Below are 25,169 nucleotides of genomic sequence, written 5' to 3' on the forward strand. Positions count from 1 at the left end.
CCGGTCGGGGACTACGGGCGTGGCTCGGTGACCCGGGACGGGCGCGGCGCCTCGGGGTGCCGGGCCTCGGGGTGCCGGGCCTCGGGACGAAGGGCACAGTCGGCGCAGTGTCCACCGGCGGCGGTGCGGTAGTACAGGCAGCAGGACCGGCGCCGGAACGCCGGGCTCGCCCCGGGACCGGCGAGAGTTCCGGCGCCGGCCAGGGGTGGCCGGTCCAGCAGCTGCTCGACCACGGTGCGCACCCGCCGCGCGGCGGTCGCACCGAGGTGGGTTTCGAGCATCCGCAGCGCCCCGGCCAGCGCTGAGGCCGCGTTGCCCCACAGCAGCCGCGGCGCGACCGGGCTGATCCGGCGCAGCGCCGCGACCATCGGCGCGAGGTGGGCATCGACCAGCCGCGCGGCGAGCAGGTCGGCCTGCTCCGGACCCGACTGCCCATCGGTTCCGGCCCAGCCGCCGGGCCGTCCGCAGCGCAGCCCGGGCGCCTCGCCGAACCGGCTCTGGACCGCGACGTCGGCCGGGTCGAGATCGAGCACGATCCCGCGGGCCAACCCGGCCAGCAGCGGGGAGGCCAACCGGGCCGCGAGGCCCAGCTGGAGCACTGACACCGCGACCCGCGGCTCATCGGTGCCCAGCCGCCGTCGGACGGTCTCGACCAGCTCGGCCAGCGCCTCGTCACCGTCGCGGTAGAGCTGGGCCAGCGGCCACCAGTCGGCCGGATCGGCGTCGACCCAGCCGCTCTCCACCGCGAAATAGGCCCCGATCGACGCCGCGGCGCGCAGACAGTCCGCCAGCTGCGCAGGCGTGGCCCGGCGAAGCGCCCACCCCTGCGGCGGGCGCCGGTCGTGCTGGTCGCGGGCCCAGCCCGCCAGCTCGGCCCAGCCCGGCAGGCGGATGGAACGACCGTCGGCGCGAGCCAGGAACCCGGTTTCGGTCGCGGTGACGGCGATGTCGGCGGGCTCGTCGGCCACGACCGTCCAGCCCTGGCGGCTCAGGGCCCGCGTCAGCAGCGGGACGTGCTGCGCCGGTCCGTGCACATGGGCGGTGCCGGTCGTGGGCCCGGTGAGGATGAAGCCACCGGAGTGGGGGTCGAACGTCAGCTCGGGGGTGTCGAACACCGCCGCCACCATCCCCTCGGCGACGAGCTGTTCGGGCGTACCGGCGCGCAGTCGCCGGTCCCGGTCGACCAGCCAGACGTGGTCGGCCAGGCGCAGCGCGAGCTCCAGGTCGTGCGTGGAGACCAGCACGCACAGGTTCTGCTCCCGGGCCAGCCGGCGCAGCAGTCCGAGCAGCTCCACCCGCGAGGTGGCATCGAGGAACGCACCGGGCTCGTCGAGCAGCAGCGCCGAGGGCTGCTGGGCCAGCGCGCGAGCGGTGAGCACCCGCTGGCGTTCGCCGTCGGACAGCTCGGCGACCCGCCGCCCGGCCAGATGCCCGGCTCCCACCGCAACGATCGCCGCGTCCACCGCGGCATGGTCGCCACGGCGCAGTGTCCCGCCCGAGCCGGTGTGCGGGTGCCGTCCGAACTCGACCAGCTCCCGCGCCGAGAGCAGCCCGGCGTCGATCCGATCGGTGAGCACCACCGCGAGCCGCCGCGCGCGGTACGTCGCGGACATTCGCGGCAGGTCCGCCCCGTCGAGGGTGACGGTTCCGGCCAGCGGGGGCTGCAACCCGGCGGCCGTGCGCAGCAGGGTGGACTTGCCCGCGCCGTTCGGCCCGAGCAGCACGGTCAGCTCGCCGCGGGCCGCGCCCGCCGTGAGCCCGCCGAGGACCGGCGTGACGCGGCGGCCGGTACGGTACCCGGCCGTCAGCTCGTGCAGGCGCAACCCGCTCACGTCACCACCCCCGCCGCCAGCCGCCGGGCCCGCAGCAACACCGCGATCACGACCGGCGCCCCGACCAGCGAGGTCACCACGTTGAGCGGGATCACCGTCTCGGTCCCCACCGGGTGGCTCACGATCGTGCAGGCCAACGCGGTCACCGCGCCGACGAGCAGGGTGGCGGGCAGCAGGACGCGGTGGTCCGAGGTGCCCAGCAGAATCCGGGCCAGGTGCGGGATCGCGATACCGATGAACCCGATCGGGCCGCAGAACGCGGTGACCGCTCCGGCCAGCGCCGCCGCGCTCACCATGATCAGCATTCGAACCCGCCGCACGTTCACGCCCATGCTGCGCGCGTAGCCGTCGCCGAGCAGCATCGCGTTGAGCGACTTGACCAGCGTCACCGCCACCGCCAGCCCCGCCGCTACGCACGGGGCGAAAATCGTCAGGTCGGCCCAGCTGGTCGCGTCGAAGCTGCCAAGGCCCCAGATGAGGAACTGCTGGGCGATCCGCGGATCGGTCCACACCAGCACCAGGCTGACCACCGCGGTGGTCACCGAACCGACCATCACCCCGACGATCAGCAGGGTCACCGCGGAGCGCACCCACCGCGACAGCACCAGCACCAGCACCAGTACCCCGGCGGCGCCGGCCGCCGCCGCACCCACCGCGCCGACCCGCCCGAGGCCCACCAGACCCGCGCCGAACGAGCCGCCGAACGCCGCCGCGGTGGTGGCCGCGACGAAGATCGCCACGCCGAGGCTGGCCCCCGAGCTCACGCCCAGCACGTAGGGATCGGCCAGCGGGTTGCGGAACAGGGTCTGCATCATCAGTCCGGCGACACCGAGCGCGGCCCCGGCCAGCGCCGCGGTCAGCGCCCGCGGGAACCGGACGGTGCCGATGACCACCTCCCAGCGGGGATCGGTCGGTTCGACGCCCGCCATGACCCGCACGGTGTCGGCCAGTGGCACGGTGACCGGCCCGAGCGCCACCGCGAGGACCAGCCCGGCCAGGCCGGCCGCGATCAGCACCGGCCACAGCAGCCGGCCGCGTCCGCGGTCCGGCTCCGCGGTCCGCGGCGCGGCGGGGTCGCGATCGGCCAGCAGCGTCATCAGGAACCGAGCTGCTGGAAGTAGACGAACTCGTGGCCGGGCACCAGGTCGGGATGCAGGATCGCGATCAGATCGGCCAGCACCTCGTCGGGGTGCGTCGTGCCGCGCTCCCAGAAGTCGTTGCCGCCGGTCGGGCCGATGCGCTTGTTGGCGTTCCAGACCTGCCCGGTCTTCACCGCGGGCAGCTCGGCGTAGCGCTGGTCGGCCGCGGTCGCGTCGGCCATGGTCTGCCACTGCTGGGTCACCAGCCAGATCGCCGCGGCACCGTCGGTCGCGTAGACCGACTCGAAGTCGCGCTGCACGCTGCCGGTCGCCGGGTTGTCGGCCTCGGAGTAGATGCCACCGGCGTCCCGGACCAGGGTGCCCGTGGTGCTTCCGCCCGCCGGAACCGACCAGGTGCCCTGGTAGAGGTTGCCGACCACGACCGGCACCGCCGGCGCGGCCGCAGCCTTGGCGGCGATCTCCCGGTAGCGGCTCTCGATCTCGCCGAACACCTGGGCGGCCCGTTCCTCCTGCCCGGTCAGCGCGCCCATCGCCTTGATCCACTCGGCCTTGGCGAGCGGGCCGCTGTCCAGGTACTCGGCCCAGCCGATCACCGGGATCCCGGCGTTGCGCAGGGTCGGGAAGGCCGGGTTCTCGGTGCCCTGGCTGAGCAGCACGTCGGGCTGTTCGGTGATCACCTGTTCGGTGTTGAGCTGCTGGTTCTGCGCGAACCCGACCACGCTGCCGGCCTCGATCCTGGCCCGGACCTCGGCCCCGGAGACGTAGTCCGGGTTACCGACACCGGTCAGCACGTCGAGCACGCCGAGATCCACGATCAGCGGCAGCTGGGTGGTGGACTCCGAGTACAGGCTGCGCACCGGCGTCTCGATCACCGGCGCCCCGGCCAGCCCTGGCGGCAGCTGCGGTGCCGGAGCCCCGCACTTGAGCAGCACATACGACTCCGACGCGCCGCCCGGGTAGGGCTGGTTCACCGTCAGCACCTGGTAGCTGCGCTCGTAGCGCAGCGAGAAGTTCGTCGCGTGCTCGATGCGGGACTTGACCGGGAAGTAGTCCGCCGCCGGATCGAAGTCACTGATACATCCGGCCGCCGCGGCGCCTGCCCGTTCGGCCACCGGCGCGGCCGCCGAGCAGGCCGGCACCGCCAGCACCGCGACGAACCCGATCGCCGCCGCGGCACGCCGCCACCACCGCTTCACCAGCACTCCTCCACACTCGATCGGAACTCGAACGGGAGAGTACATATGAAGAACTGTTCAATTGTATGAATGTGAAGTTCATCTCGGGTCACTGCGCCCGGCGGCGCAGCCCGACGAGCCCCAGCGCGAGCGCGCCGGCCGACAGCACCACGAGGATGGCGACCTCGATGAGCTGGAACGGCCAGAAGCGGCTGGCGGGCTGGAACTCCTGCTCGACGGTTGCGACCCCACCCCGGGACAGGCAGGTCTCCTGAGCCGTGTCGGCCATGCAGAAGCGGTAGGCCGAGGCGGGCGGGACGGTCTCGCCGCGCGCGTCGAGGAAACGGAGCTCCATCGGCCAGGCGCCGTCCGGCAGCGAGTATGCCGCCGCCCCGGCTTCGATCGAGATCCGGGCGACCTCGGGCGGCAGGTAGTGCGCCCGCGCCGACCTGGACAGCCCGATCAGCACGCCGACCTGCACGACGAGGGCGACCACGAGCGCGGCCGGGATGCCGCGCAGCAGCAGGCCCGCCGAGGCGGCGACGATGAAGGCCAGCAGGAGGTAGCCGATCGGCGCGAGACCGGCGATCTCGAAGGCCGGGGGGCTCAGCGGGGTGGGGCTGCGCAGCCGGGCGAACGGGTCCAGCGCCCACGCGGCCACCGCGGTCAGCGCCGCGACCGCGGCGACGGCGGGCAGGCCCGCGGCCAGTAGTCCGACCGCCCACCAGCGCACCCGGCCGACCGCCTGGGTGAGCGCGAAGACGTGCGTGCCCCGGTCCAGCTCGCGGCCGAACAGCCCGGCTCCGGCGAGCATCCCGAGCAACAGCGGCACCGCGATCAACCCGAGGTGGACCAGCCCCAGATACCACCGGTAGCCCTCCACGAGCGTCCACCACGCCGGCTCGGCGCAGCGCGGCTCGGGACGCAGGCAATGCTCGAGGCCGAGCGCCTGCGCGTCGGCCACGAACAGCAGCCGCCCGGAGACGAGCACGACGGCGGCGCCGACGACCAGCGCCAGCCCCACCAGCAACGCCGCGCGCTGCCGGCGCCACACCAGCCAGATCACGCGCCCACCTCCGCGACGGCGGCATCCGCGGCGGCCGGCGCCTGCAGGTAGCCGAGCACCAGGTCCTCCAGCGTCGGCGCGACGGCGGCGCAACCCGGGGGCTCCGCCTCACCCCGCAGCAGGGCGTTGACCCCTCGCCCCGTCCCGGATCGGTGGACGACCGCGGCGGGGTCGAGCCCGGCCCGGTCGAACTCGGCGGCCGGACCGGTGACCAGCCGATGGCCGGCCAGCAGCGGTTCGATATCACCGGCCAGCCAGGCCCGGCCGTCCCGGATCAGGACGAGGTGGTCGCACACGTCCTCCAGGTCGGAGACGACGTGTGAGGACAACAGGACCGTCAGCCCGGTCTCGGCCACCTCGGCCAGCAGCGCCTGCATCACCTGGCGGCGGGCCAGCGGGTCGAGGTCGGCCAGCGGCTCGTCGAGCAGCAGCAGGTCGGGACGCCGCCCCAGGGCCAGTGCCAGCGCCACCCGCGACCACTGGCCTCCCGACAGCGTCCCGATCCGCGCGGTCATCGCGATGCCCGCCTCGTCGATCAGTCGGCGCACGTAGCCGGCGTCCCACCGGCCGCCGGAGTTGAGCGCAGCGCCGGCCCGCACCATCTCCGCGACCCGGAACGTGCGGTACAGGGGCTTGTCCTGGGCCAGGAAGCTCAGCCCGTCCGGGGTCCCGGAGGAGCTCGGACGGACACCGAGCACCTCCAGACGGCCCTCGGTGGGGGCCAGCAGGCCGGTGGCCAGCTTGAGCAGGGTGGTCTTCCCGGCGCCGTTGGGGCCGACGAGCGCGGCGATCCGGCCGGGCGGCAGAGCGACGTCGCAGTCGCGCAGCCCCCATGTCCCCCGGCCGAACCGCTTCCCGAGCCCGTCGGCCCTCAGCACGTACTGGGTCATGCCGTCCTTCCTGTGTAGCGGCGGTCGCGCACGTCGGCGAACAACGCGTCGACGTGTTCGGGATCCAGCCCGGCGGCGTGCGCGCGATCCATCCACGCCTCCAGCTCGCTGCGCAGCTCTGCGTCCGATTCGGTGTCCGGGTGGGCCAGCGAGCGCAGCACGAACGTGCCCAGGCCCGGGCGCGGCTCCACCAGCCCCTCCCGCTCCAGCTCGCGATAGGCCTTGAGCACGGTGTTGGGGTTGACGGCCGTCTGCGCGACGACCTCCTTGGCCGTCGGCAACCGATCGCCCGGCTGCAGCACGCCCAGCCGCAGCGCGTGCTTGGTCTGCTGGACGATCTGCTGGTAGGTCGCGACGCCGCAGCGGCGCTCGATGCGGTACTCCAGAATCCCCGCCACCTGCTTTCACTAACTGATTAGTGGAATAATGATCGACCGCGTCGCCCGGGTCAACCTCCGAAACGATCAGGCCGGGCGACGCGGGTCGATGAACCCGGACTCGTAGGCCCGGACCACGGCCTGCGTGCGGTCCCGCACGCCCAGCTTGGCCAGCACGTTCCCGACGTGGGTCTTCACCGTCTCTACCCCGACGACCAGTCCGGCGGCGATCTCCGCGTTCGACAGCCCGCGGGCCATGTACCGCAGCACCTCGGCCTCGCGGTCGGTGAGCCCCGCGTCGCGCAGCGCGTCCCCACCCGCCGGGCCGCGGGTCGCCACCAGCTCGCGCACCGCGGCCGGGAACAGCAGCGACTCCCCCGCCGCGACCGTCCGCACCGCCTGCACGATCTCCGCCGGCCGGGCCCGTTTCAGCAGAAAGCCGGCCGCTCCGGCGCGCAGCGCCTCGTAGACGTAGCCGTCGTTGCCGAACGTGGTGAGGATGAGCACCCGCGGCGGGTTCCCGCCGCGCAGCAGCGCCCGCGTCGCCGCGATGCCGTCGACCGCGGGCATCCGCACGTCCATCAGCACGACGTCCGGGCGCAGCCTGCGCACCAGGCCGGGCACCTCCGCGCCGTCGGCGGCCTCGCCGAGCACGTCGAGATCCGGTTCGGCGTCCAGGATCGCCCGCAGCCCGGCGCGGACGAGGGCCTCGTCGTCGACGAGCAACAGACCGATCGGCGGGTCCCCGGAGGTCACGGCTCGATCATCACCCCACCGAGAGCGGCAGCCGCGCGGTGACACGCCAGCAGCCGTTGTCGGGCCCGGCCGACAGCTCGCCGCGCAGCACCCGCACCCGCTCGGCCATGCCGCGCAGCCCCCGTCCCCCACCGGTGGTGGATCCGTTGCGCCGCACGGGATTGCTCACGGTGAGCGTCAGGACGTCGGCGGCGGCGTGGATCCGCACCGCGACCGGGACCGGGCCCGCGTGGCGCAGCGCGTTGGTCAGGCCCTCCTGGACGATCCGGTAGGCCTCCCGGGACACGACCGCGGGGATCGCGGCCAGGTCCCCCTCCGTCGCGACGTCGAGGTCCACACCCGCCGAGCGGGTCCCGTCGAGCAGGCGGGTGAGATCGGTGAGATCGGGCTGCGGGCCCGGCGCGCCGGCCGCGTCGCCGCCCTCCCGCAGCAGCCCGAGGACGTGGTCGAGATCGTCCAGGGCCGCGCGCCCGGCGTCGGCGATGGCCTCCAGCGCGCGCCGGACGAACTCGGGATCGGAGTCGAGCAGCCGGGCCGCCGCCCCGGCCTGCAGGGTGGTGACGGTGAGCGCGTGCCCCACCGAGTCGTGCAGCTCGCGGGCCAGCCGGTTGCGCTGCGCCAGCGCGTCCGCGGTGCGCAGGGCGTCGGCGAGCTCGGCCGCGAGCCGCTCGGCGGTCGTCGGGCCGAGCAGCCCGGGCGCGAGCCGGGCCAGCACCTCCCCCGCCCCCGCGACGGCGTAGAGCAGCGCCGGGACGAAGAGCAGCCCGACGACCGGGGTCCACGCCGCGGCGAGGCCCGTGGGCAGCGTGGGGAAGTCCCGCCACGGCGCCAGCAGAAAGCCCACGACGCTCGGCGCCACGATCAGGGTGAGCACCGCGATCGCCACGCCGAGCAGCATGTTCAGCAGCAGCCAGGCCACCGCACGGCGCCGCCCCGACCACGAGGCGATCGACCGGGGATCCGGGTCGGGCAGTTCGACGTCCAGCAGCGCGCGGGCCGCGGTCACCTCCAGCGCCCGGACCCCGGGCACCAGCACCACCGCCACCGCGGCCGCCGCGGCCAACGCCAGCAGCGGCCCGAGCGCCGCCGCGTCCAGCCCACCCGAGCTGGCCGAGGTGACGAACAGCCAGGTCAGCGCGGCGTAGGGCACAGCGAGGACCGCGCCCAGCAGCAGGTGCACATAGCGCCGGTAGGTCCGCCCGCTGACCAGCGGGGCGGCGAGGCGACGCGGGACGGGCACGTCCCCGATCGTGACAGAGCCGGGACGGGGGTCGCTCCCCCGCGGGAGGGAGCCGACTCCTTCCGCGGCGGGAGTCGCCCGGGCGCGGCGCGCAGGAGGGTTGCGGGCATGACGGCTTCCGAAACGACATCCGGCACGACGGCCGGCCAGGCGGACACGGCGCCCGACGGGGTGCGGCGGGTGCTCGGCTGGGCCGCGATCGCGGGCACCGTCCCCTATCTGGCGTTGAAGGCGCTGTGGCTGAGCGGCAGCACCGTCGGCGTCCGCGACCCGGCGCTCCTGCACGACCCGTCGATGGTGGTGCTCAACGTCGTCACCGTCGCGATGGACCTTGCGGTGATCGCGCTGGCGCTGGCGCTGGCGATGCGGTGGGGACGCCGGTTGCCGGCCGTCGCGATCCTGCTCCCGGCCTGGGTCGGGACGGGGTTCCTGCTGCCGATGGTCGTGGCGATTCTCCCGGCCACCCTGCTGTCGGCACTGACCTCACCGCCCGCCGCGACCCAGGACGCCCTGCTGGAGGGCTGGGTGCGGCCCATGGTCTACGGGGGCTTCGCCTGGCAGGGCGTGTTCCTGTTGATCGCGTTCGTGCGCTACGCGCGGGACCGCTGGTCGCCCGGGGTTGAGCACGGCGAGGTGGCCGCGGCGCAGGCTCCGCTGGCGCGCAGCCTGGCCGGGGGCGGAGCGGTGCTCGCGGGGCTCGGCGCGAGCCTGCACCTGCTGAACGGGGCACGCTCCGGCGAGGTGATCGGCATGGGCGTGGAAACGATCTTCGCCGGGCTCGCCGTGGCCGGCGCCGTCGGCGTGCTGGCGCTGGTGCGCGGTCCGGCGCGACGGCGCCGGCTCGCGACGCTGGCCGCGTGGACCGGCAGCGCGGCGATGTTCTCCTGGGAGCTGTGGACCGCGGTGACGACGATGGGGGCGACCGCGCTGTCCGCGGCCGGGGCCCCGCTGATGGGCATGGCCCAGCTCGCCGGGCTGCTCGGCGGGTTCGCCCTGGCCGTGGCGGGTCTCCTGGCGCTGGCGCGCCCCGTGAGCGGCGAGTAGCGCTGGACGTTACTCGCCGCTCAGGAGCGGCGCGGCCGTACGGAAGCAGGAACGGGCGCCGGTGTGGCAGGCGGGGCCGGTCTGGTCGACGAGGACGAGCAGCGCGTCGCCGTCGCAGTCCAGCCGCACCTCGTGCACGTGCTGAACATGCCCGGAGGTCGCCCCCTTGACCCAGTACTCGCCCCGGCTGCGCGACCAGTACGTGGCGCGGCCGGTGGTCAGCGTGCGATGCAGCGCCTCGTCGTCCATCCAGGCGACCATCAGCACCTCGCCGGTGTCCCGGTCCTGCGCGACCGCGCAGACCAGCCCCTCGGCAGTGCGTTTGAGCCGCGCGGCGATCGCCGGGTCCAGTCCCGAGCGCTCGACCCTGGCGCTGGGCGCCGTCGGCTCGCTCACCGGACCTCCACGCCACCGGCCCGCAGCGCGTCCTTGACCTCGCCGATGCGCAGCACCCCGAAGTGGAACACGCTGGCCGCCAGCACGGCGTCGGCCCCGGCCCGCACGGCCGGCACGAAGTCGCCGACCGTCCCGGCGCCGCCGCTCGCGATCACCGGGACGTCCACGACCGTGCGCACCCGTTCGATCATCTCCAGGTCGAACCCGGCCCGGGTGCCGTCGGCGTCCATCGAGTTGAGCAGGATCTCCCCGACCCCGAGCTCCTGGCCGCGGGCGGCCCATTCGACGGCGTCGATCCCGGTGCCGCGCCGCCCGCCGTGGGTGGTCACCTCGAAACCCGACGGGGTGGGCGGGCCGTCGCAGATCCGGCGGGCGTCCACCGACAGCACGATGCACTGCGAGCCGAACCGGCGGGCGGCCTCCCCCAGCAGCTCGGGACGGGCGATCGCGGCGGTGTTGATGCTGACCTTGTCGGCGCCGGACCGCAGCAGAGTGTCGATGTCGTCGCAGGAGCGGACGCCACCGCCGACCGTGAGCGGGATGAACACCTGCTCGGCGGTGCGCCGGACGACGTCGTACATCGTCTCCCGCTCCCCCGAGGACGCGGTGACGTCGAGGAAGGTCAGCTCGTCCGCTCCTTCCGCGTCGTACACCGCGGCCATCTCGACCGGGTCACCGGCGTCGCGCAGCTCCCGGAAGTTGACGCCCTTGACCACCCGGCCTGCGTCCACGTCCAGGCAGGGGATGACGCGGACCGCGACGCCCATCTCAGCCCGCCGCCCGTGACGCGCCGCCGACCGCCCGCACCGCGGCCAGCGCCTCGGGCAGCGTGAACCGGCCCGCGTAGAGCGCCTTGCCGACGATCGAACCCTCGATGTTGGCCCCGGCCGCGGCCGCCTCGGCCAGCGCCACCAGGTCGGACACCTCGGCGACGCCACCGGAGGCGATGATCGGCGCGGGGGTTGCGGCGGCGACGTCGCGCAGCAGCTCGACGTTCGGGCCGCGCAGCGTGCCGTCCTTGCTGACGTCGGTGACGACGTAGCGGGCGCAGCCGTCGCGGTCGAGGCGGGCGAGGACCTCCCAGAGGTCGCCGCCGTCGGCGGTCCAGCCGCGGGCGGCCAGCCGGTGGCCGCGTTCGGTGATCCGCACATCGAGACCGACGGCGATGCGCTCCCCGTGCGCGGCGATCGCCCGGGCGCACCAGTCGGGGTTCTCCAGCGCGGCGGTGCCGAGGTTCACCCTGGCGCAGCCGGTGGCAAGGGCGCGCTCCAGCGACTCGTCGTCGCGAATGCCGCCGGACAGCTCGACGGCCACGTCGAGCTTGCCGACCACGCCCGCCAGCAGTTCGGCGTTGGAACCGCGGCCGAACGCAGCGTCGAGGTCGACGAGGTGGATCCATTCGGCGCCGTCGCGCTGCCAGGTCAGGGCCGCCTCGAGCGGGTCGCCATAGCCGGTCTCGGTGCCGGCCTCGCCCTGCACCAGGCGAACGGCCTGGCCGTCGGCGACATCGACCGCGGGAAGCAACGTGAAGCTCACGCCGGCAGCCTACCGACGGCGCGGCCGCAGCTAGCCGACGACGTCGCGCAGCCAGTTCCGCAGCACCGCCGCGCCCGCGTCGCCGGACTTCTCGGGGTGGAACTGGGTGGCCGCCAGCGCGCCGTTCTCCACGGCGGCGACGAAGTCCTCGCCGTGGTGGGCCCAGGTGACCAGTGGCGGACGGAGCACCCTCGACTCGGCAAGCTCCCAGCGCCGCACCCCGAAGGAGTGCACGAAGTAGAAGCGGGTGTCCGCGTCCAGGCCGGCGAACAGGACGGAGCCGCTCGGCGCCCGCACGGTGTTCCAGCCCATGTGTGGCAGCACGTCGGCCTTGAGTCGCTCGACGGTTCCGGGCCACTGCCCGCAGCCGTCGGTGTGCTCGCCCCATTCGACGCCGTGGTCGAACAGCACCTGCATGCCCACGCAGATCCCGAGCACGGGACGGCCCCCGGCGAGCCTGCGCTCGATGATCCGTGGTCCGTCCACGCGCGCCAGACCCGCCATGCAGGCGGCGAACGCGCCGACCCCCGGCACGACCAGCCCGTCGGCCGCGAGCGCGGCGTCGGCGTCGGCGGTCACCGTCACCTCGGCGCCCACCCGGCGCAGGGCTCGTTCCGCGGAGCGCAGGTTGCCCGATCCGTAGTCCAGCACGACGATCCGCGTCACCGGACAAGAATACGGGTGGCTGTTCGCGAAACGGCCCGGGATCCGGATCGGCCCTGCCAGGATGTCGGCCATGACGGAGCCGCGGGGTGTCGCGATCGACCGGGTGTTCGGGCCGGGGCGGGCGGCGGGCCGGGAGGTCGCGCGCGCGATCTGGCTCGCCTCGGCCGCGTCGGTCCCCGACGGGGTGCCCGCGGGGGCGTTCGTGGTGGATCCCGAACGGGCGCAGCGGTGCATCGACGATCTGGGGACGATCGTCGAGGACCTGCAGCTGGGGCTGCTACCGCTGCAACGGTTGATGCACGTCGCGCCCAGCGAGGACGGGGTGAGCCGGAACGTCGCCCGCAACGCCGCGCTCATGGCCCGGCGCGCGGAGACCTACGTGGCGGCCTGGGCGGCGCAGCTGGAACAGACCCGCGACGCGCTGTCCCGGCAGCTGGCGGCCTACCGGGACGCGGACGAGGCGAACGCCGGACGGCGCGGGTGAGGCGCGCCCGCAGCGCCGCGCTGATGGCGTTGCTCGCGGCGCTGGCCGGCTGTGCGGCTCCGGAGCCCGCCGCTCAGGGCGCCCCAGCCGTGGCCGCCCCGGTCCCGGCCTCCGCGACCGCCCAGCCCGCCGGTGCGGCCCCGCGGGTGGCGCATCCCCGGGACGCGCGCGGCATCGCGGTCTGCGACCTGCTCACCCCGGCGCAGCTCACCGCCCTGGGCCTGCGGCCCGAGACCGCGGAGCCGAAGGTGCTCGGCACCGGGCGGCTCTGCGGCTGGAGGTCCACGACCGTGGGTGAGCCCGCCGGGCTCACGATCGCCACCGAGATCGACGTCCGCGGCCTGGACTACCTCTACGGGATCCGGGACACGTTCGCGGTGTTCGAACCCCTCGAGGTGGCCGGCCATCCCGCGGTGCGGGCCGACGGCAACGCCGACGGCCGGTGCTCGCTCTACGTCGCGATCGCCGAGTACCAGCTGCTCTCCGCCGACGGCAACCTCGCCGGCCGTCCGCTGCCCGATCCCTGCGCGCGGTCCCGCCGGATGATCGAGGCCGTGCTGTCCAACCTGCCCCCGCTGCGGTGAGTGCGAGTCCGCACAGCCGAGACGATCGCCGAACGGCCCGCGGTACTCACTCACCCACCCCGTGGATACGCGCGCGACACCTGCTCAGCTCAGAGCGTGCCCTTGGTCGAGGCGATTCCGGTGATCTTCTCATCGGGCGCGACCGCCGCCCGAAGGGCGCGCGCCAGGGCCTTGAACTCGGCCTCGGTGATGTGGTGCGGATCGCGCCCGTCCACCACCCGCACGTGCAGCGCGAGATGGCCGTGAAAGGCCAGCGACTCGAACACGTGCCGGTTGAGCACCGTCGGGTAGTGCCCACCGACGACGAAGGCCTGCATGAACTCCGGCTCGCCGGTGTGCACCGTGTAGGGCCGCCCCGAGACGTCGACGACGGCCTGGACCAGCGCCTCGTCCATCGGGATCCAGGCGTCACCGAAGCGGCGGATCCCCTTCTTGTCGCCGAGCGCCTGGCGCAGCGCCTGGCCGAGCACGATCGCGACGTCCTCCACGGTGTGGTGCGCGTCGAGCTCGACGTCGCCCGACGCGCGCACCGTCAGGTCGAACGCCCCGTGTTTGCCCAGCGCGTCGAGCATGTGGTCGAAGAACGGGACACCCGTGGAGATCTCGGTGGTGCCGGTGCCGTCGAGATCGATCTCGACGAGGACCTTCGACTCCTTGGTGACCCGCTCGACCCGACCGATCCGACTCACGACAACTCCTCCGTAGCCACGTCCCGTGCGATCCGCAGGAACGCGTCGTTCTCCGCGGGTGTTCCGATCGTGACCCGCAGTCGCCCGGCGATGCCCACGTCCCGGATCAGCACGCCGCGCTCCAGGAAGGCCCGCCAGGCCGACGGGGCGTCGGCGAACCGACCGAAGAGCACGAAGTTGGCGTCACTGGGCACGACGTCGTAGCCGGCCGCGGCCAGCGCGGCCACCACCCGCTCGCGTTCGGCGCGCAGCGCCGCCACCGACCCCAGGGTCGCCTGCGCGTGCCGCAGTGCCGCCCGCGCCGCGGCCTGCGTCAGCGCCGAGAGGTGGTAGGGCAGCCGGACCAGCAACAGGGCGTCGATGACCGCGGGCGCCGCGGCCAGATAACCCAGCCGCCCCCCGGCGAACGCGAACGCCTTGCTCATCGTCCGGGACACGATCAGCTTGTGGCCGTGCGAGGCGAGCAGGGTGATCGCGCTGGGCCGGTCGGAGAACTCGGCGTAGGCCTCGTCGACGACGACGAGGCCGGGCGCCGCGTCGATCAAGGCGGCCAGCTCCGCCGGTTCCAGCGACTGCCCGGTGGGGTTGTTGGGGCTGGTCAGGAACGTGACGTCCGGCGCCCGGTCACGCAGCAGCGCCGCGGCGGCGTCGACGTCGATCGAGAAGTCGGCCCGCCGCGGGGCGGGCAGCCACTCGGTGCGGGTTCCCGCGGCGATGATCGGGTGCATCGAGTACGACGGCTCGAAACCGAGCGCCGTGCGGCCCGGTCCCCCGAAGGCTTGCAGGATCTGCTGGAGGATCTCGTTGGAGCCGTTGGCCGCCCAGAGGTTCGCGGCGCTCAGCGGCACGCCGGTGGCGGTGCTGAGGTAGGCCGCCAGGTCGGTTCGCAAGGCGACGGCGTCCCGGTCCGGATAGCGGTTCAGCTGGGCCGCTGCCTCTGCGGCGGCGGCCGTGATGTCGGCGACCAGTTCCGGGGGTGGCGGATAGGGGTTCTCGTTGGTGTTCAGCCGCACGGCGACGTCGAGCTGTGGGGCGCCGTAGGGGCTCTTGCCGCGCAGGTCCGCGCGCAGCGGGAGCTGCTCGAGCGTGACCTCTGCGCCCACCGCGGGCGTGGTGGCCGTCACCGGGCGAACCGGGCGGTCACCGCGGCACCGTGGGCCGGCAGGTCCTCCGCGGCCGCGAGGGTGACGACCCGATCGGCCACCGCGCGCAGCGCGTCCTCGGAGTACTCGACGAGCTGCACCCCGCGCAGGAACGTCTGCACCGACAGCCCGGCGGAATGCCGCGCGCAGCCGCCGGTGGGAAGCACGTGGTTGGAGCCCGCGCAGTAGTCGCCCAGCGAGACCGGCGCGAACGGCCCGATGAAGATCGCCCCCGCATTACGGACCCGCAGCGCGACCGCGCGGGCGTCCGCGGTCTGGATCTCCAGGTGCTCCGCCGCGTAGGCGTCGACGACCGCGACGCCGTCGTCGAGGTCGCGGACCAGGATCGTGCCCGACTGCGGGCCGCCGAGCGCGGTGCGGATCCGCTCGACGTGTTTGGTCGCCCGCAGCTGACGCTCCAGCTCGGCGTCGACGGCGTCGGCCAGCACATCGCTCGTGGTGACGAGCACCGAGGCCGCCGACGGGTCGTGCTCGGCCTGGGAGATGAGGTCGGCGGCGACGTGCGCCGCGTCGGCGCCGCCGTCGGCCAGCACCGCGATCTCGGTGGGCCCGGCCTCGGCGTCGATGCCGACCAGCCCGCGCAGCAGCCGCTTGGCGGCGGTGAGGTAGATGTTGCCGGGACCGGTGATCATGTCGACCGGCTCCAGCTCGGCGCCGTCCGTGTCGGTGCCGCCGTGCGCCAGCAGCGCGACGGCCTGCGCACCGCCGACCGCCCAGACCTCCTCGACGCCCAGCAGCGCGGCGGCGGCCAGGATCGTCGGATGCGGCAGCCCGCCGTGCTCGGCCTGCGGCGGCGACACCACCACCAGCGACTCGACGCCCGCCTCCTGGGCGGGAACGACGTTCATCACGACGCTGGACGGGTAGACCGCCAGCCCACCCGGGGCGTAGAGCCCGACGCGGCGGACCGGGATGAACCGCTCGGTGACCGTGCCGCCCGGCACCACGTCCGTCACGATGTCGGGGCGGCGCTGGTCGGCGTGCACCCGGCGGGCCCGCTCGATCGAGGTCTCCAGCGCGGCGCGCACGCCCGCGTCGAGCCGGTCGAGCGCGCTGTGCAGCGTCTGTCGCGGAACCCGCACCGCGGCGGGCCGGACCTGGTCGAAACGTTCGGTGTACTCCAGCGCGGCCGCCACGCCGCGCTCGCGGACGGCGTCGACGATCGGCCGGACCTGCTCGAGCACCGCATCGACGTCCACGTCCGCACGCGGCAGCACGGTGCGGAGCGCGGCGGGACCGGGCAGGGGCGTCGAACGCAGGTCGATGCGGCGCAGCATGGCACTCAGCGTAATGGGTGGTTCGCAGAGACCTTTTCGCCGCAGGTCACGTCCGGTCGTGAGTGCGGCACAGTGTTCGAACACTGTGCCGCACTCACAGCCTCACCGGAGGTCGAGGCCGATGTCGAGCGCGGTGACCGAATGGGTCAGCGCACCGACGGCGAGGTAGTCGACGCCCGTCTCGGCGTAGGCGCGGGCGTTGTCCAGGGCGAGCCCGCCGCTGGACTCCAGCCGCGTCGTCCGCTCCCCGCGGCGGCGGACCGCCTCCGCGGTGTCGTCCACCGAGAAGTTGTCCAGCAGCACGAGTTCGGCGTCCAGCGCCAGCACCTCGTCGAGCTGCGCCAGCGAGTCGACCTCCACCTCGCAGGGCAGCCCGGGCACCTGCGCGCGCACCGCGGCCAGCGCCGCGCCCACCGAACCCGCCGCGGCCACGTGGTTGTCCTTGATCAGGACGGCGTCGCCGAGACCGAGCCGGTGGTTGACCCCGCCGCCGCACCGCACCGCGTACTTCTCCAGCAGCCGAAGCCCCGGCAGGGTCTTGCGGGTGTCGCGGATCGCCGCGCCGGTGCCGGCCACGGCGTCGACCCAGAGCCGGGTCGCGGAGGCGACCCCGGACAGATGGCACAGCAGGTTGAGCGCGGTCCGCTCCGCGGTGAGCAGGCCACGCACCGGCGCCCGGAGGACGAGCGCGGGCTCGCCCGCGACCAGCCGGTCGCCGTCGGTCAGCTCGGCGAGCACCTCGTATCCGCCGGGGCCCAGCACGGTGTCGAGCACCGCGCGAGCGGCGGGCAGCCCGGCCAGCACGCCCCCGCGGCGGGGGGTGAACTCCGCCACCGCGACCGCGTCGGCCGCGACGGTGGCCGCGGTCGTCGCGTCGGGGCCGTAGCGCAGGTCCTCGGCCAGCGCGGTGTCCACGACGCGACGCAGATCCTGCAGGTCGGGTCCGGCGGTGACGGTCATGCCGCACCCCTCGTCGCCAGCTCGGTGCGCACCACCGGGGCCCCGGCCGGGTCCAGGCCGAGGACCAGGCTCGCGCGCTGCCACCGGTCGTCCCGCTCCGGGAAGTCGGTACGAACGTGACAGCCGCGGGTCTCGGTCCGGGTACCCGCGGCGACGAGAACCGCCTGGGCCAGCAGGGTCAGCGCCGCGTCCTCCACACCGGACCGGTCGGTCGGAGCCCGCAGCAGGGTCGCGGCCTCCACCGAGTCCGAGGCCGCGGCCAACCCGGCGGCGTCGCGTCCGATGGCCGCGCTCGCGCTCATCGCCCGCTGCACTCTCGCGCGGTCGGCGATCCCGATCGCGGGCGTCCGGACGGCGCCGGCACCGGCCACACCGCGCGGGCCGGCCAGGTCCGCGGCCACCGCGCGGGCCGCCCGCCCACCGAGGACCAGCCCTTCGAGCAGGCTGTTCGAGGCCAGCCGATTGGCCCCGTGCAACCCGGTCCGGGCGATCTCGCCCGCTGCGTACAGGCCCGGCACCGCGGTGCGTCCGGCCACGTCGGTGACGACACCGCCGCAGGCGTAGTGCGCCGCCGGGGCGACCGGGATCGGTTCCCGCACCGGATCGACTCCCGCCGCGCGGCATGCCGCGGACACCGTCGGGAACCGGGTGGTGAAGTCCTCGATCCCGGTCGCGTCGAGCCAGACGCAGTCGGCGCCGGTCTCGGCGAGCCGACGGGTGATCGCGGCGGCGACGACGTCGCGCGGCGCGAGCTCGGCCAGCGGGTGCACCTCGGTCATGAACCGGCGGCCGGCCCGGTCGAGCAGCGGTGCGCCCTCGCCCCGCACGGCCTCGGTGACCAGGGGGCGCCTGCCGTTGGCCCCCGGAGTCCACAGCACGGTCGGGTGGAACTGCACGAACTCCACGTCGGCCACGGTGGCGCCGGCCCGCAGCGCGAGCGCGATCCCGTCCCCGGTGGCCGTCTCCGGGTTGGTCGTGCTCGCGTACAGATGCCCGTACCCGCCACTGGCCAGCAGTACCGCGGGGGCGTGCAGCACCCCGGGAACGCCCCGGTCGTCCAGGACCACGAGCCCGACGACGCGGCCCGCGTCGTCGAGCAGCGCGTCGAGGGCCACGTGCCCGGCAAGCATCGGCAGCCCGTTCGCCGAGGCGACCAGCGCTCGTTCGATCTCGGCCCCGGTCGCGTCCCCACCCGCGTGCACGACGCGGAAGGCCGAATGCCCGCCCTCGCGGGCGCGCGCCAGCCCGCCGTCCGGGCGCCGGTCGAAGACCGCGCCGCGGGCCTGCAGCGCGCGGACGGCGGCCGGGCCCGCGCCGATGATCGACTCGACGGCGGCGGGATCGCAGAGTCCGGCGCCCGCAGCGACCGTGTCGGCGACGTGCGCCGCGACGGTGTCTGCCGGCACGTCACCGACGACGACGGCCACCCCGCCCTGGGCCCAGCGGGTGCATCCGGCGTCCGGCGCGTCCTTGGTGACGACGACGACGCGCAGACCCGCCTCGACCGCATCGAGTGCGGCGGTCAAGCCGGCCACGCCGCTCCCGACGACGACGACGTCGGCGCTCGCCGCCCAGGTGGCCGCGACGCCGCCCGCGGCCTCGCCCCGGCGGGCGGGCGCGCCCTTCGGCCCGCTCACTCACCGCCCCCCGGGCGGCCGATCTCGATCATCCGCTGCACCGCGGCGCGGGCCCGGGCCCCCAGCTCGGGGTCGACATGCACCTCGTCGACACCGTCGCGCAGCGCACGCAGCAGCTTCTCCGGGGTGATCATCTTCATGAACCGGCAGGAGGCGCGGTCGTTCACCGCCCGGAAGTCGACCTCGGGGGCGGCCCTGCGCAGCTGGTACAGCATCCCGACCTCCGTCGCGACCAGCACCGAGCGGGCGCCGACGGCGCGGGCGGCGTCGAGCATCCCGCCGGTCGAGAGGATCTTCACCCGGTCCTGCGGCACCACGCCGGTGCCCGCGAGGTAGAGCGCCGAGGTGGCACAGCCGCACTCCGGGTGCACGAACAGCTCGGCCTCGGGATCCGCCTGCACCTGCGCGGCGAGCTCCGCGCCGTTGATTCCCGCATGCACATGGCACTCGCCCGCCCAGACGTGCATGTTCTCCCGGCCCGTGATCCGCTGGACGTGCGCGCCGAGGAACTGGTCGGGCAGGAACAGCACCTCACGGTCGGCGGGGATCGACTCCACGACCTCGACCGCGTTCGACGAGGTGCAGCAGATATCGGTCTCGGCCTTCACCGCCGCGGTGGTGTTGACATAGGAGACGACGACCGCGCCGGGATGCTCGGCCTTCCAGGCGCGCAGGTCGTCGGCGGTGATCGAGTCGGCGAGTGAACAGCCCGCGCGCGCATCGGGGATGAGCACCCTCTTGTCCGGGGCGAGGATCTTGGCCGTTTCGGCCATGAAATGCACGCCGCAGAAGACGATCGTGTCCTGCTGCGCCTCGGCAGCGATCCGCGACAGCGCCAGCGAGTCGCCGACGTGGTGTGCCACGTCCTGGATCTCGGGCAGCTGGTAGTTGTGGGCCAGCACGACGGCGTTGCGTTGCTCGGCCAGAGCGCGGACCTGGTCTGCCCACGCGGTGTCGACGACCGGCGACACCGGGGGGAGCACCTCGGACAGGCTCATCGGATACCTCCATCCCTGTTTTCGACTATCAATCGAAAACGGGGCTGATCGTAGCAGCAGGCCACGCCGCCGGACATCGCCCCCGTGACCCTCCCCTCATCAGCGGGCCACCTTTCCGACACCGGCGGTTGGGGCACCGGCCATCCCCCGGCGACGACCCACGTGATCAACGAGGCCGGGTCCGGGACACCGGCCCACGGGCCTAGGCTTGCTGGTATGCCCGCCGTTCGCGCCCTCCGTCCGACGGGCCACGAGGTGCTCGCCGCCGTGCTGCGGGTCCGCGACGGCGCGCTCCAGGTCCTGGCCTGGCAGCGGGCCTTCGAGCCGGACGCGGGGCGCTGGGCGCTGCCGGGCGGGCGGCTGCAGGACGACGAGGACGTCGAGGCGTCGGTGCGCCGCCAGCTCGCCGAGAAGGTCGACGTCCGCGAGGTCACCCACGTCGAACAGCTCGGGGTCTTCAGCGCTCCGGACCGGGTGCCGGGTGAGCGCCTGGTGGCCACGGCGTTCCTGGGGCTGGTGCCCTCCGACGCCGACCCGGCCGTCCCCGCCGACACCGCCTGGCACCGGGTGTCCGCGCTGCCGCCGACGGCGTTCGACCACACCGACATCATCGCGGCCGCCCGGGACCGGCTGCGGGCCAAGCTGTCCTACACGAACCTCGGGTTCGCGCTGGCCCCGGCAACGTTCACGATCTCCGCACTGCGCGAGCTCTATGCCGCCGCCCTCGGGCATCCCGTGTCGGCGACCAACCTGCAGCGGGTTCTCACCCGGCGCGGGCAGCTCGAGCCGACCGGCGAGGTGGCGCCCCCGGGACCGGCCGGCGGGCGGCCCGCGGCCCTGTTCCGGTTCGCGGGCCGGTCGCTGCGGGTCACCGACGCCTTCGCCGTGCTACGGCCGCCGGGCGACCCGGGACGCAGCGTCGTACCGTAGTCGCCGTGGCCGCGTCGCTTCCGTTGTTCCCGCTGGATACGGTCCTGCTGCCCGGCGCCACGCTGCCGCTGCACGTCTTCGAGCCGCGCTATCGCCAGCTCACCCTCGACCTGGTCACCGGGGTCGTGCCGGACAGGCGGTTCGGCATCGTCGCGATGCGCGAGGGATGGGCCCCGGACCAGCACGGCATGGCCGGGCTGCACGAGGTCGGCTGCGCCGCCGAGCTGCTCGATGCCCGGCGGCTGCCCGACGGCCGGTTCGACATCGTCACCCGGGGCGGGCGCCGGTTCCGGTTGCTGGATCTCGACGCCGAGTCGAAGCCCTATCTCGTGGGCACGGTCGAGTACCTGCCCGACGATCCTGCGGCCCCGGAGCACGACGACCCGGCGCCGGCCCTGGCCGCCGCCGCCCGCGCCGCCTACCGGCGCTACTGCGCGACGGCGTGGCGCGGCGACGTCCGGACCGAGCCCGGGCCGGACGTCGCGCTGGACACGCTGGCGCATGTGCTCGCCGCCGACTGCCTGTTGTCGATCGAGGACCGGCAGCAGTTGCTCGAACAGACCTGTCCGGCCGAGCGCCTGCGGATGGTGCGCGCGATCCTGGTGCGGGAAACGGAACTGCTGACTCAGCTGCACGCGGTCCCGGCCTCGATCAGGTCCTTCGCCGTCGAGCACAGCCCCAACTGACCCGCGAGTCGCGGGATTTCCGTGCGCGAGTCGCGGGATTTCCGCGACCGAGTCGGGGTCCGCCGTCAGATCCAGCCGTACCGGCTGCGCAGCTCGTTGGCGACGTGGTCGAACCGGATCCGATCGAGCACCGCGCCCTCCCGGCGGATGTCGTGCTCGCCGACCTCGAGCACCCGATCCAGCCGAACGTAGGATGCGCGGCCCTGCCGGTCCCACATCCCGGACCCGATCCCGACCCAGTCCGGGTCGCCGGCGCGGTCGGCCTGGCTGGACAGCATCAGCCCGAGGAGTTCCGCGCCGCTGCGGCCGACAACCAGCAGTGGACGATCCTTGCCCTGCGCCGGGTCGTCCTCGAAGGGCACCCACGCCCACACGATCTCGCCGGGGTCGGCGGCGCCGTCGAGATCGGGGGCATAGCTGATCCGACGGGCCCGCTCCTCGGCCGGGACGGTCTTCGCACCGCGCCGCTCGGCCGGGCCGGCGGGCGCGCCGCCGGTCCGCTCGATCGTGGCCACCGTGCTCGACGTCGTTGTCGGCTCTGTGGACAGCCGGTCCTGCTCGGCCGTCACTGTGCGGCGAAACAACCGCCTCCAGTTCACCATGCGCCACAGGATGCCGGAGTCATGCCGCGGTGCGGCCTCAGCACACCCGATCGGGTGAAAGGAGCTCGCCGTGCCGGCTGCAGCGGGCGGTCCAGCCCATCGGGGTCACCTGCACCACCATCCGCCGCGCGCACTGCGGGCAGTACCGCGGGGGCTCCAACTCCCGCCGGGACGCGCAACGCGGATGCTCACCCGCCTCCGCCGCCCGCCCGCACTGCGCGCAGAACCGGGCGCTCACCGGGGCGCTCACAGCGTGTCGTTGAGGGCCTTGAGCGGCATCGCCAGCTCCCCGAGCAGATCGATATCGGCCTCGGCGGGCCGACCCAGGGTGGTCAGGTAGTTCCCCACGATCACCGCGTTGATCCCACCCAACAGCCCCTGCCGCGCCCCCAGATCCCCCAGGGTGATCTCCCGCCCGCCGGCGAACCGCAAAATCGTGCGCGGCAACGCCAACCGGAACGCCGCCACCGCCCGCAGCGCATCGGTCCCCGACATCGGCTCCAACTCCCCGAACGGGGTCCCCGGCCGCGGATTCAGAAAGTTCAACGGCACCTCGTCCGGCGCCAACGCCGCCAACTGCCCGGCGAACTCGGCCCGCTGCGCCAACGACTCACCCATCCCGATGATCCCGCCGCAGCACACCTCCATCCCGGCCTCGCGCACCAACCGCAGCGTCTCCCAGCGCTCCTGCCAGGTATGCGTGGTGACCACGGTGTCGAAATGCGACCGCGCGGTCTCCAGATTGTGGTTGTAGCGGTGCACCCCCATCGCGGCCAGCGCCTGCGCCTGCTCGGCGGTGAGCATCCCCAGCGAACACGCGATATTGATGTCCAACTCGTCCTTGATCGCCGCGATCCCGGCCGCCACCTGGGCCATCAACCGCTCATCGGGCCCACGCACCGCCGCCACGATGCAGAACTCGGTCGCCCCGGTCTTCGCGGTCTGCTTGGCCGCCTCCACCAACATCGGGATATCCAGCCACGCCGACCGCACCGGCGAGTCGAACAACCCCGACTGCGAACAGAAATGGCAGTCCTCCGGACAGCCACCGGTCTTCAGCGAGATGATCCCCTCGACCTCGACCTCCGGCCCGCACCAGCGCATCCGCACCTCATGCGCCAGCGACAACAACGCATCCAACGCCGAATCCGGCAGCCGCAGCACCTCAAGCACCTGGGCCTCGGACAACCCCTCACCCCGCTCCAGCACCTGGGCCCGGGCCAGCGCGAGGATGTCCGACTGCTCTGTGGTCACGGTGGTCACGCCTGGGGAGTGTGCCATCCGCCCCCCAGCGCCGGGGCCAGGGTGTGACGGGCAACCTCCGCGAACTCGTCCGGCGGCAGCGCGGCGGCGCCGTCCGGCAGCGCGCCGAGCAGCGGGACCGCGGTGACGAGCGGCAGGTCGGTGAGGTTGTGCCGGGAGGCGAGGTCCGGCTCGGCGGGCCACGCCCCGACGACGACGCCGGCGCAGGTCAACCCCCGAGTCCGCAGCACCTCGACGGTCAACGCGCTGTGGTTGAGCGTGCCGAGTCCCGCGGCGGCGACGACCAGCACGGGCGCGTCGAGCAGCGCGGCGACCTCGGCGAGGGTGCCGTCGCCGGTGAACCGCACGAGCAGCCCGCCCGCGCCCTCCACCAGCACCAGGTCGTGATCGGTGGCCAGCTCGGCGGCGGCCTCGGCGGCCTCGGCGGGGGTGAGGGGGGCGGCCCCGATGCGGCCGGCCGCGGTGAACGGCGCGAGCGGGTCGGGGTAACGCGCCAGCTCCCGGGTGGTCACGCCCGGCACCAACCGCTGGACCTCGGCGAGATCACCCGCCTCGGCGGGCCCGACCCCGGTCTGCGCGGGCTTGAGCACGGCCACCCGCTCGCCGCGGCCGACGGCGTTCGCCGCCACGGCCGCGGTGACGATCGTCTTGCCCACGCCGGTCCCGGTGCCGGTGACGACGAGGATCACGGCCGCACCTGTGCCAGGACCGCCGCGAGCACCTCCCGTGCGCGGTCCAGGTCGGCGTCGGTGAGGTCGGCCCGTGCGGTGAGCCGCAGCCTGCTGGTCCCCTCGGGAACCGACGGCGGACGGAAACACCCGACCCGCAGCCCCAGCTCGGCGCACCGCCCGGCCGCCGCGAACGCGACCTCGGGCTCGCCCAGCACCACCGACACCACCGCGGACGGCGGTGCGGGGACCCCGGCCGCCTCCGCCAGGGCCGCCGCGGCCGCCAGCACCGCCGCCGGCAGCCCGGGGTCCTCGCGCAGGATCTGCAGCGCCGCCAGCGCCGCCCCGGCGCAGGCGGGCGCCAACCCGGTATCGAAGATCATCGTTCGGGCGGTGTCGACCAGGTGGTCGACCACCCGCCGCGGGCCCAGTACCGCCCCGCCCTGGCTCCCCAGGGACTTGGACAAGGTCATGGTCACCACGACGTCGTCCGCCCCGGCGAGGCCCTCGGCGGCCACCAGCCCACGCCCGCCCGGCCCGCACACCCCGAGCCCGTGCGCCTCGTCGACGACCAGCACCGCCCGGCGGTCCCGGCACACCGCGTGCAGGTCACGCAGCGGGGCCAGGTCGCCCTCCGCCGAGTTCACGCTGTCGGTGACGACGATCGCGCGCTCCTCCGCGCGCCGGGCGAGTGCGTCGTCGACGGCGGCGAGGTCGTTGTGCGGGGTGACCGCGACCCGGGCGCGCGAAAGCCGGCAGGCGTCGACGAGCGAGGCGTGGTTGGCCGCGTCGGAGACGATCAGCGACCCGGGCCCGGACAGCGCCGTGACCGCGCCGAGGTTGGCCGTGTAGCCGCTGGAGAACACCAGCGCCGCCTCGGCGCCGGTGAACGCGGCGAGGGTGTCCTCGAGCTGGGCGTGCAGCTCGGTGCTGCCGGTGACCAGTCGCGATCCCGTCGAGCCCGCGCCCCAGGTGCGCAGCGCGGCCGCCGCACCGTCGATCACCCGCTTGTCCCGGGACAACCCCAGGTAGTCGTTGCCCGCGAGATCGAGCAGCGGTTCGTCGGCGGGGCGGGGCCGCAGCGCGCGGCGCAGCCCGGCGGCGCGGCGGCGCTCGGCGTTGCGGTCCATCCAGGCCAGCGGGTGCTCGG

Annotated in this window: 28 protein-coding genes; 5 read left to right on the forward strand and 23 right to left on the reverse strand. The window is 74.4% G+C overall.

Annotation, left to right across the window (positions count from 1 at the left end; all coding sequences use genetic code 11):
• Positions 1-11: 11 nt before the first annotated feature.
• From ACFQE5_RS03715 to ACFQE5_RS03750, 8 genes are all read right to left on the reverse strand, one after another.
• A complete protein-coding gene (locus ACFQE5_RS03715) occupies positions 12-1,832 on the reverse strand; it encodes an ATP-binding cassette domain-containing protein (protein ID WP_379582759.1) in 1,821 nt (606 codons plus the stop codon).
• Positions 1,829-2,929 carry a FecCD family ABC transporter permease gene (locus tag ACFQE5_RS03720; RefSeq protein ID WP_379582761.1) on the reverse strand — a complete coding sequence of 367 codons (1,101 nt, stop codon included), beginning with the start codon at positions 2,927-2,929 and terminating at the stop codon, positions 1,829-1,831. The genes ACFQE5_RS03715 and ACFQE5_RS03720 overlap by 4 nt, the downstream gene beginning before the upstream one ends.
• Positions 2,929-4,128, reverse strand: coding sequence for an ABC transporter substrate-binding protein (locus ACFQE5_RS03725; RefSeq protein WP_379582763.1), 1,200 nt, complete (start codon positions 4,126-4,128; stop codon positions 2,929-2,931). Before ACFQE5_RS03725 ends, ACFQE5_RS03720 begins: the two co-directional genes overlap by 1 nt.
• 88 nt (positions 4,129-4,216) lie before the next feature.
• The gene (locus tag ACFQE5_RS03730) at positions 4,217-5,173 is read right to left on the reverse strand and encodes a hypothetical protein (protein WP_379582765.1); all 957 of its coding nucleotides are present in this window, start codon (positions 5,171-5,173) and stop codon (positions 4,217-4,219) included.
• Positions 5,170-6,063 (reverse strand): ATP-binding cassette domain-containing protein, encoded by an 894-nt coding sequence (locus ACFQE5_RS03735; protein WP_379582767.1) that lies wholly within the window; start codon positions 6,061-6,063, stop codon positions 5,170-5,172. The genes ACFQE5_RS03730 and ACFQE5_RS03735 overlap by 4 nt, the downstream gene beginning before the upstream one ends.
• Positions 6,060-6,452 carry a GntR family transcriptional regulator gene (locus ACFQE5_RS03740; RefSeq protein WP_379583235.1) on the reverse strand — a complete coding sequence of 131 codons (393 nt, stop codon included), beginning with the start codon at positions 6,450-6,452 and terminating at the stop codon, positions 6,060-6,062. Before ACFQE5_RS03740 ends, ACFQE5_RS03735 begins: the two co-directional genes overlap by 4 nt.
• A gap of 75 nt (positions 6,453-6,527) precedes the next feature.
• Positions 6,528-7,196 (reverse strand): response regulator transcription factor, encoded by a 669-nt coding sequence (locus tag ACFQE5_RS03745; RefSeq protein WP_379582769.1) that lies wholly within the window; start codon positions 7,194-7,196, stop codon positions 6,528-6,530.
• A 10-nt stretch (positions 7,197-7,206) separates the two neighbouring features.
• Entirely contained in the window at positions 7,207-8,436 is a 1,230-nt protein-coding gene (locus ACFQE5_RS03750) for a sensor histidine kinase (RefSeq protein ID WP_379582771.1), read from the reverse strand.
• A gap of 108 nt (positions 8,437-8,544) precedes the next feature.
• Here ACFQE5_RS03750 and ACFQE5_RS03755 point away from each other — a divergent pair, with 108 nt between their 5' ends.
• Positions 8,545-9,480, forward strand: a complete 936-nt coding sequence (locus ACFQE5_RS03755; protein ID WP_379582773.1) for a hypothetical protein — start codon at positions 8,545-8,547, stop codon at positions 9,478-9,480.
• A gap of 9 nt (positions 9,481-9,489) precedes the next feature.
• On the opposite strand, the gene hisI is transcribed toward ACFQE5_RS03755, so the two are convergent.
• Genes hisI through hisH form a run of 4 tightly spaced genes read right to left on the reverse strand, consistent with a single transcriptional unit; the run spans position 9,490 to position 12,078 of the window.
• Positions 9,490-9,876 (reverse strand): phosphoribosyl-AMP cyclohydrolase, encoded by a 387-nt coding sequence (gene hisI / locus ACFQE5_RS03760; protein WP_379582775.1) that lies wholly within the window; start codon positions 9,874-9,876, stop codon positions 9,490-9,492.
• Positions 9,873-10,643, reverse strand: a complete 771-nt coding sequence (hisF, locus tag ACFQE5_RS03765; protein ID WP_379582777.1) for an imidazole glycerol phosphate synthase subunit HisF — start codon at positions 10,641-10,643, stop codon at positions 9,873-9,875. Before hisF ends, hisI begins: the two co-directional genes overlap by 4 nt.
• Before the next feature lies 1 nt (position 10,644).
• A complete protein-coding gene (priA, locus tag ACFQE5_RS03770; protein ID WP_379582779.1) occupies positions 10,645-11,412 on the reverse strand; it encodes a bifunctional 1-(5-phosphoribosyl)-5-((5-phosphoribosylamino)methylideneamino)imidazole-4-carboxamide isomerase/phosphoribosylanthranilate isomerase PriA in 768 nt (255 codons plus the stop codon).
• A gap of 30 nt (positions 11,413-11,442) precedes the next feature.
• Complete coding sequence (gene hisH, locus ACFQE5_RS03775; protein ID WP_379582783.1) at positions 11,443-12,078, reverse strand: imidazole glycerol phosphate synthase subunit HisH; 636 nt, start codon at positions 12,076-12,078, stop codon at positions 11,443-11,445.
• Positions 12,079-12,148: 70 nt separating this feature from the next.
• Here hisH and ACFQE5_RS03780 point away from each other — a divergent pair, with 70 nt between their 5' ends.
• Positions 12,149-12,562 (forward strand): PE domain-containing protein, encoded by a 414-nt coding sequence (locus ACFQE5_RS03780; protein WP_379582786.1) that lies wholly within the window; start codon positions 12,149-12,151, stop codon positions 12,560-12,562.
• On the forward strand, positions 12,559-13,146 hold the full coding sequence (locus ACFQE5_RS03785; RefSeq protein WP_379582788.1) for a DUF3558 domain-containing protein: 588 nt from the start codon (positions 12,559-12,561) through the stop codon (positions 13,144-13,146). Before ACFQE5_RS03780 ends, ACFQE5_RS03785 begins: the two co-directional genes overlap by 4 nt.
• Before the next feature lie 89 nt (positions 13,147-13,235).
• On the opposite strand, the gene hisB is transcribed toward ACFQE5_RS03785, so the two are convergent.
• From hisB to nadA, 6 genes are all read right to left on the reverse strand, one after another.
• Positions 13,236-13,835, reverse strand: coding sequence for an imidazoleglycerol-phosphate dehydratase HisB (gene hisB / locus ACFQE5_RS03790; RefSeq protein WP_379582790.1), 600 nt, complete (start codon positions 13,833-13,835; stop codon positions 13,236-13,238).
• Positions 13,832-14,959: a histidinol-phosphate transaminase gene (locus ACFQE5_RS03795; protein ID WP_379582792.1), complete on the reverse strand. Its 1,128-nt coding sequence runs from the start codon at positions 14,957-14,959 to the stop codon at positions 13,832-13,834. Before ACFQE5_RS03795 ends, hisB begins: the two co-directional genes overlap by 4 nt.
• Positions 14,956-16,275: a histidinol dehydrogenase gene (hisD, locus tag ACFQE5_RS03800; RefSeq protein ID WP_379582794.1), complete on the reverse strand. Its 1,320-nt coding sequence runs from the start codon at positions 16,273-16,275 to the stop codon at positions 14,956-14,958. Before hisD ends, ACFQE5_RS03795 begins: the two co-directional genes overlap by 4 nt.
• Positions 16,276-16,377: 102 nt before the next feature.
• Entirely contained in the window at positions 16,378-17,235 is an 858-nt protein-coding gene (nadC, locus tag ACFQE5_RS03805) for a carboxylating nicotinate-nucleotide diphosphorylase (RefSeq protein WP_379582796.1), read from the reverse strand.
• The gene (locus ACFQE5_RS03810) at positions 17,232-18,872 is read right to left on the reverse strand and encodes an L-aspartate oxidase (RefSeq protein WP_379582798.1); all 1,641 of its coding nucleotides are present in this window, start codon (positions 18,870-18,872) and stop codon (positions 17,232-17,234) included. The genes nadC and ACFQE5_RS03810 overlap by 4 nt, the downstream gene beginning before the upstream one ends.
• On the reverse strand, positions 18,869-19,870 hold the full coding sequence (gene nadA, locus ACFQE5_RS03815) for a quinolinate synthase NadA (RefSeq protein WP_379582800.1): 1,002 nt from the start codon (positions 19,868-19,870) through the stop codon (positions 18,869-18,871). The genes ACFQE5_RS03810 and nadA overlap by 4 nt, the downstream gene beginning before the upstream one ends.
• A 216-nt stretch (positions 19,871-20,086) precedes the next feature.
• Here nadA and ACFQE5_RS03820 point away from each other — a divergent pair, with 216 nt between their 5' ends.
• Positions 20,087-20,800, forward strand: coding sequence for an NUDIX hydrolase (locus tag ACFQE5_RS03820; protein ID WP_379582802.1), 714 nt, complete (start codon positions 20,087-20,089; stop codon positions 20,798-20,800).
• A gap of 5 nt (positions 20,801-20,805) precedes the next feature.
• Positions 20,806-21,486 (forward strand): LON peptidase substrate-binding domain-containing protein, encoded by a 681-nt coding sequence (locus tag ACFQE5_RS03825; protein WP_379582804.1) that lies wholly within the window; start codon positions 20,806-20,808, stop codon positions 21,484-21,486.
• A gap of 65 nt (positions 21,487-21,551) precedes the next feature.
• Here ACFQE5_RS03825 and ACFQE5_RS03830 read toward each other — a convergent pair whose 3' ends face one another.
• The 5 genes from ACFQE5_RS03830 to ACFQE5_RS03850 are packed head-to-tail and all read right to left on the reverse strand — an operon-like array spanning position 21,552 to position 25,149.
• Positions 21,552-22,088, reverse strand: a complete 537-nt coding sequence (locus tag ACFQE5_RS03830; RefSeq protein ID WP_379582806.1) for a type II toxin-antitoxin system PemK/MazF family toxin — start codon at positions 22,086-22,088, stop codon at positions 21,552-21,554.
• Between the two features lie 37 nt (positions 22,089-22,125).
• Complete coding sequence (bsaP, locus tag ACFQE5_RS03835) at positions 22,126-22,338, reverse strand: biotin synthase auxiliary protein BsaP (RefSeq protein ID WP_379582808.1); 213 nt, start codon at positions 22,336-22,338, stop codon at positions 22,126-22,128.
• Entirely contained in the window at positions 22,335-23,369 is a 1,035-nt protein-coding gene (bioB, locus tag ACFQE5_RS03840) for a biotin synthase BioB (RefSeq protein ID WP_379582810.1), read from the reverse strand. The genes bsaP and bioB overlap by 4 nt, the downstream gene beginning before the upstream one ends.
• Complete coding sequence (bioD, locus tag ACFQE5_RS03845; RefSeq protein ID WP_379582812.1) at positions 23,348-24,040, reverse strand: dethiobiotin synthase; 693 nt, start codon at positions 24,038-24,040, stop codon at positions 23,348-23,350. The genes bioB and bioD overlap by 22 nt, the downstream gene beginning before the upstream one ends.
• Positions 24,037-25,149, reverse strand: a complete 1,113-nt coding sequence (locus tag ACFQE5_RS03850) for an 8-amino-7-oxononanoate synthase (protein ID WP_379583237.1) — start codon at positions 25,147-25,149, stop codon at positions 24,037-24,039. Before ACFQE5_RS03850 ends, bioD begins: the two co-directional genes overlap by 4 nt.
• Positions 25,150-25,169: the final 20 nt, after the last annotated feature.

Source organism: Pseudonocardia hispaniensis, from assembly GCF_042658695.1.
Taxonomy (GTDB): Bacteria; Actinomycetota; Actinomycetes; order Mycobacteriales; family Pseudonocardiaceae; genus Pseudonocardia; species Pseudonocardia hispaniensis.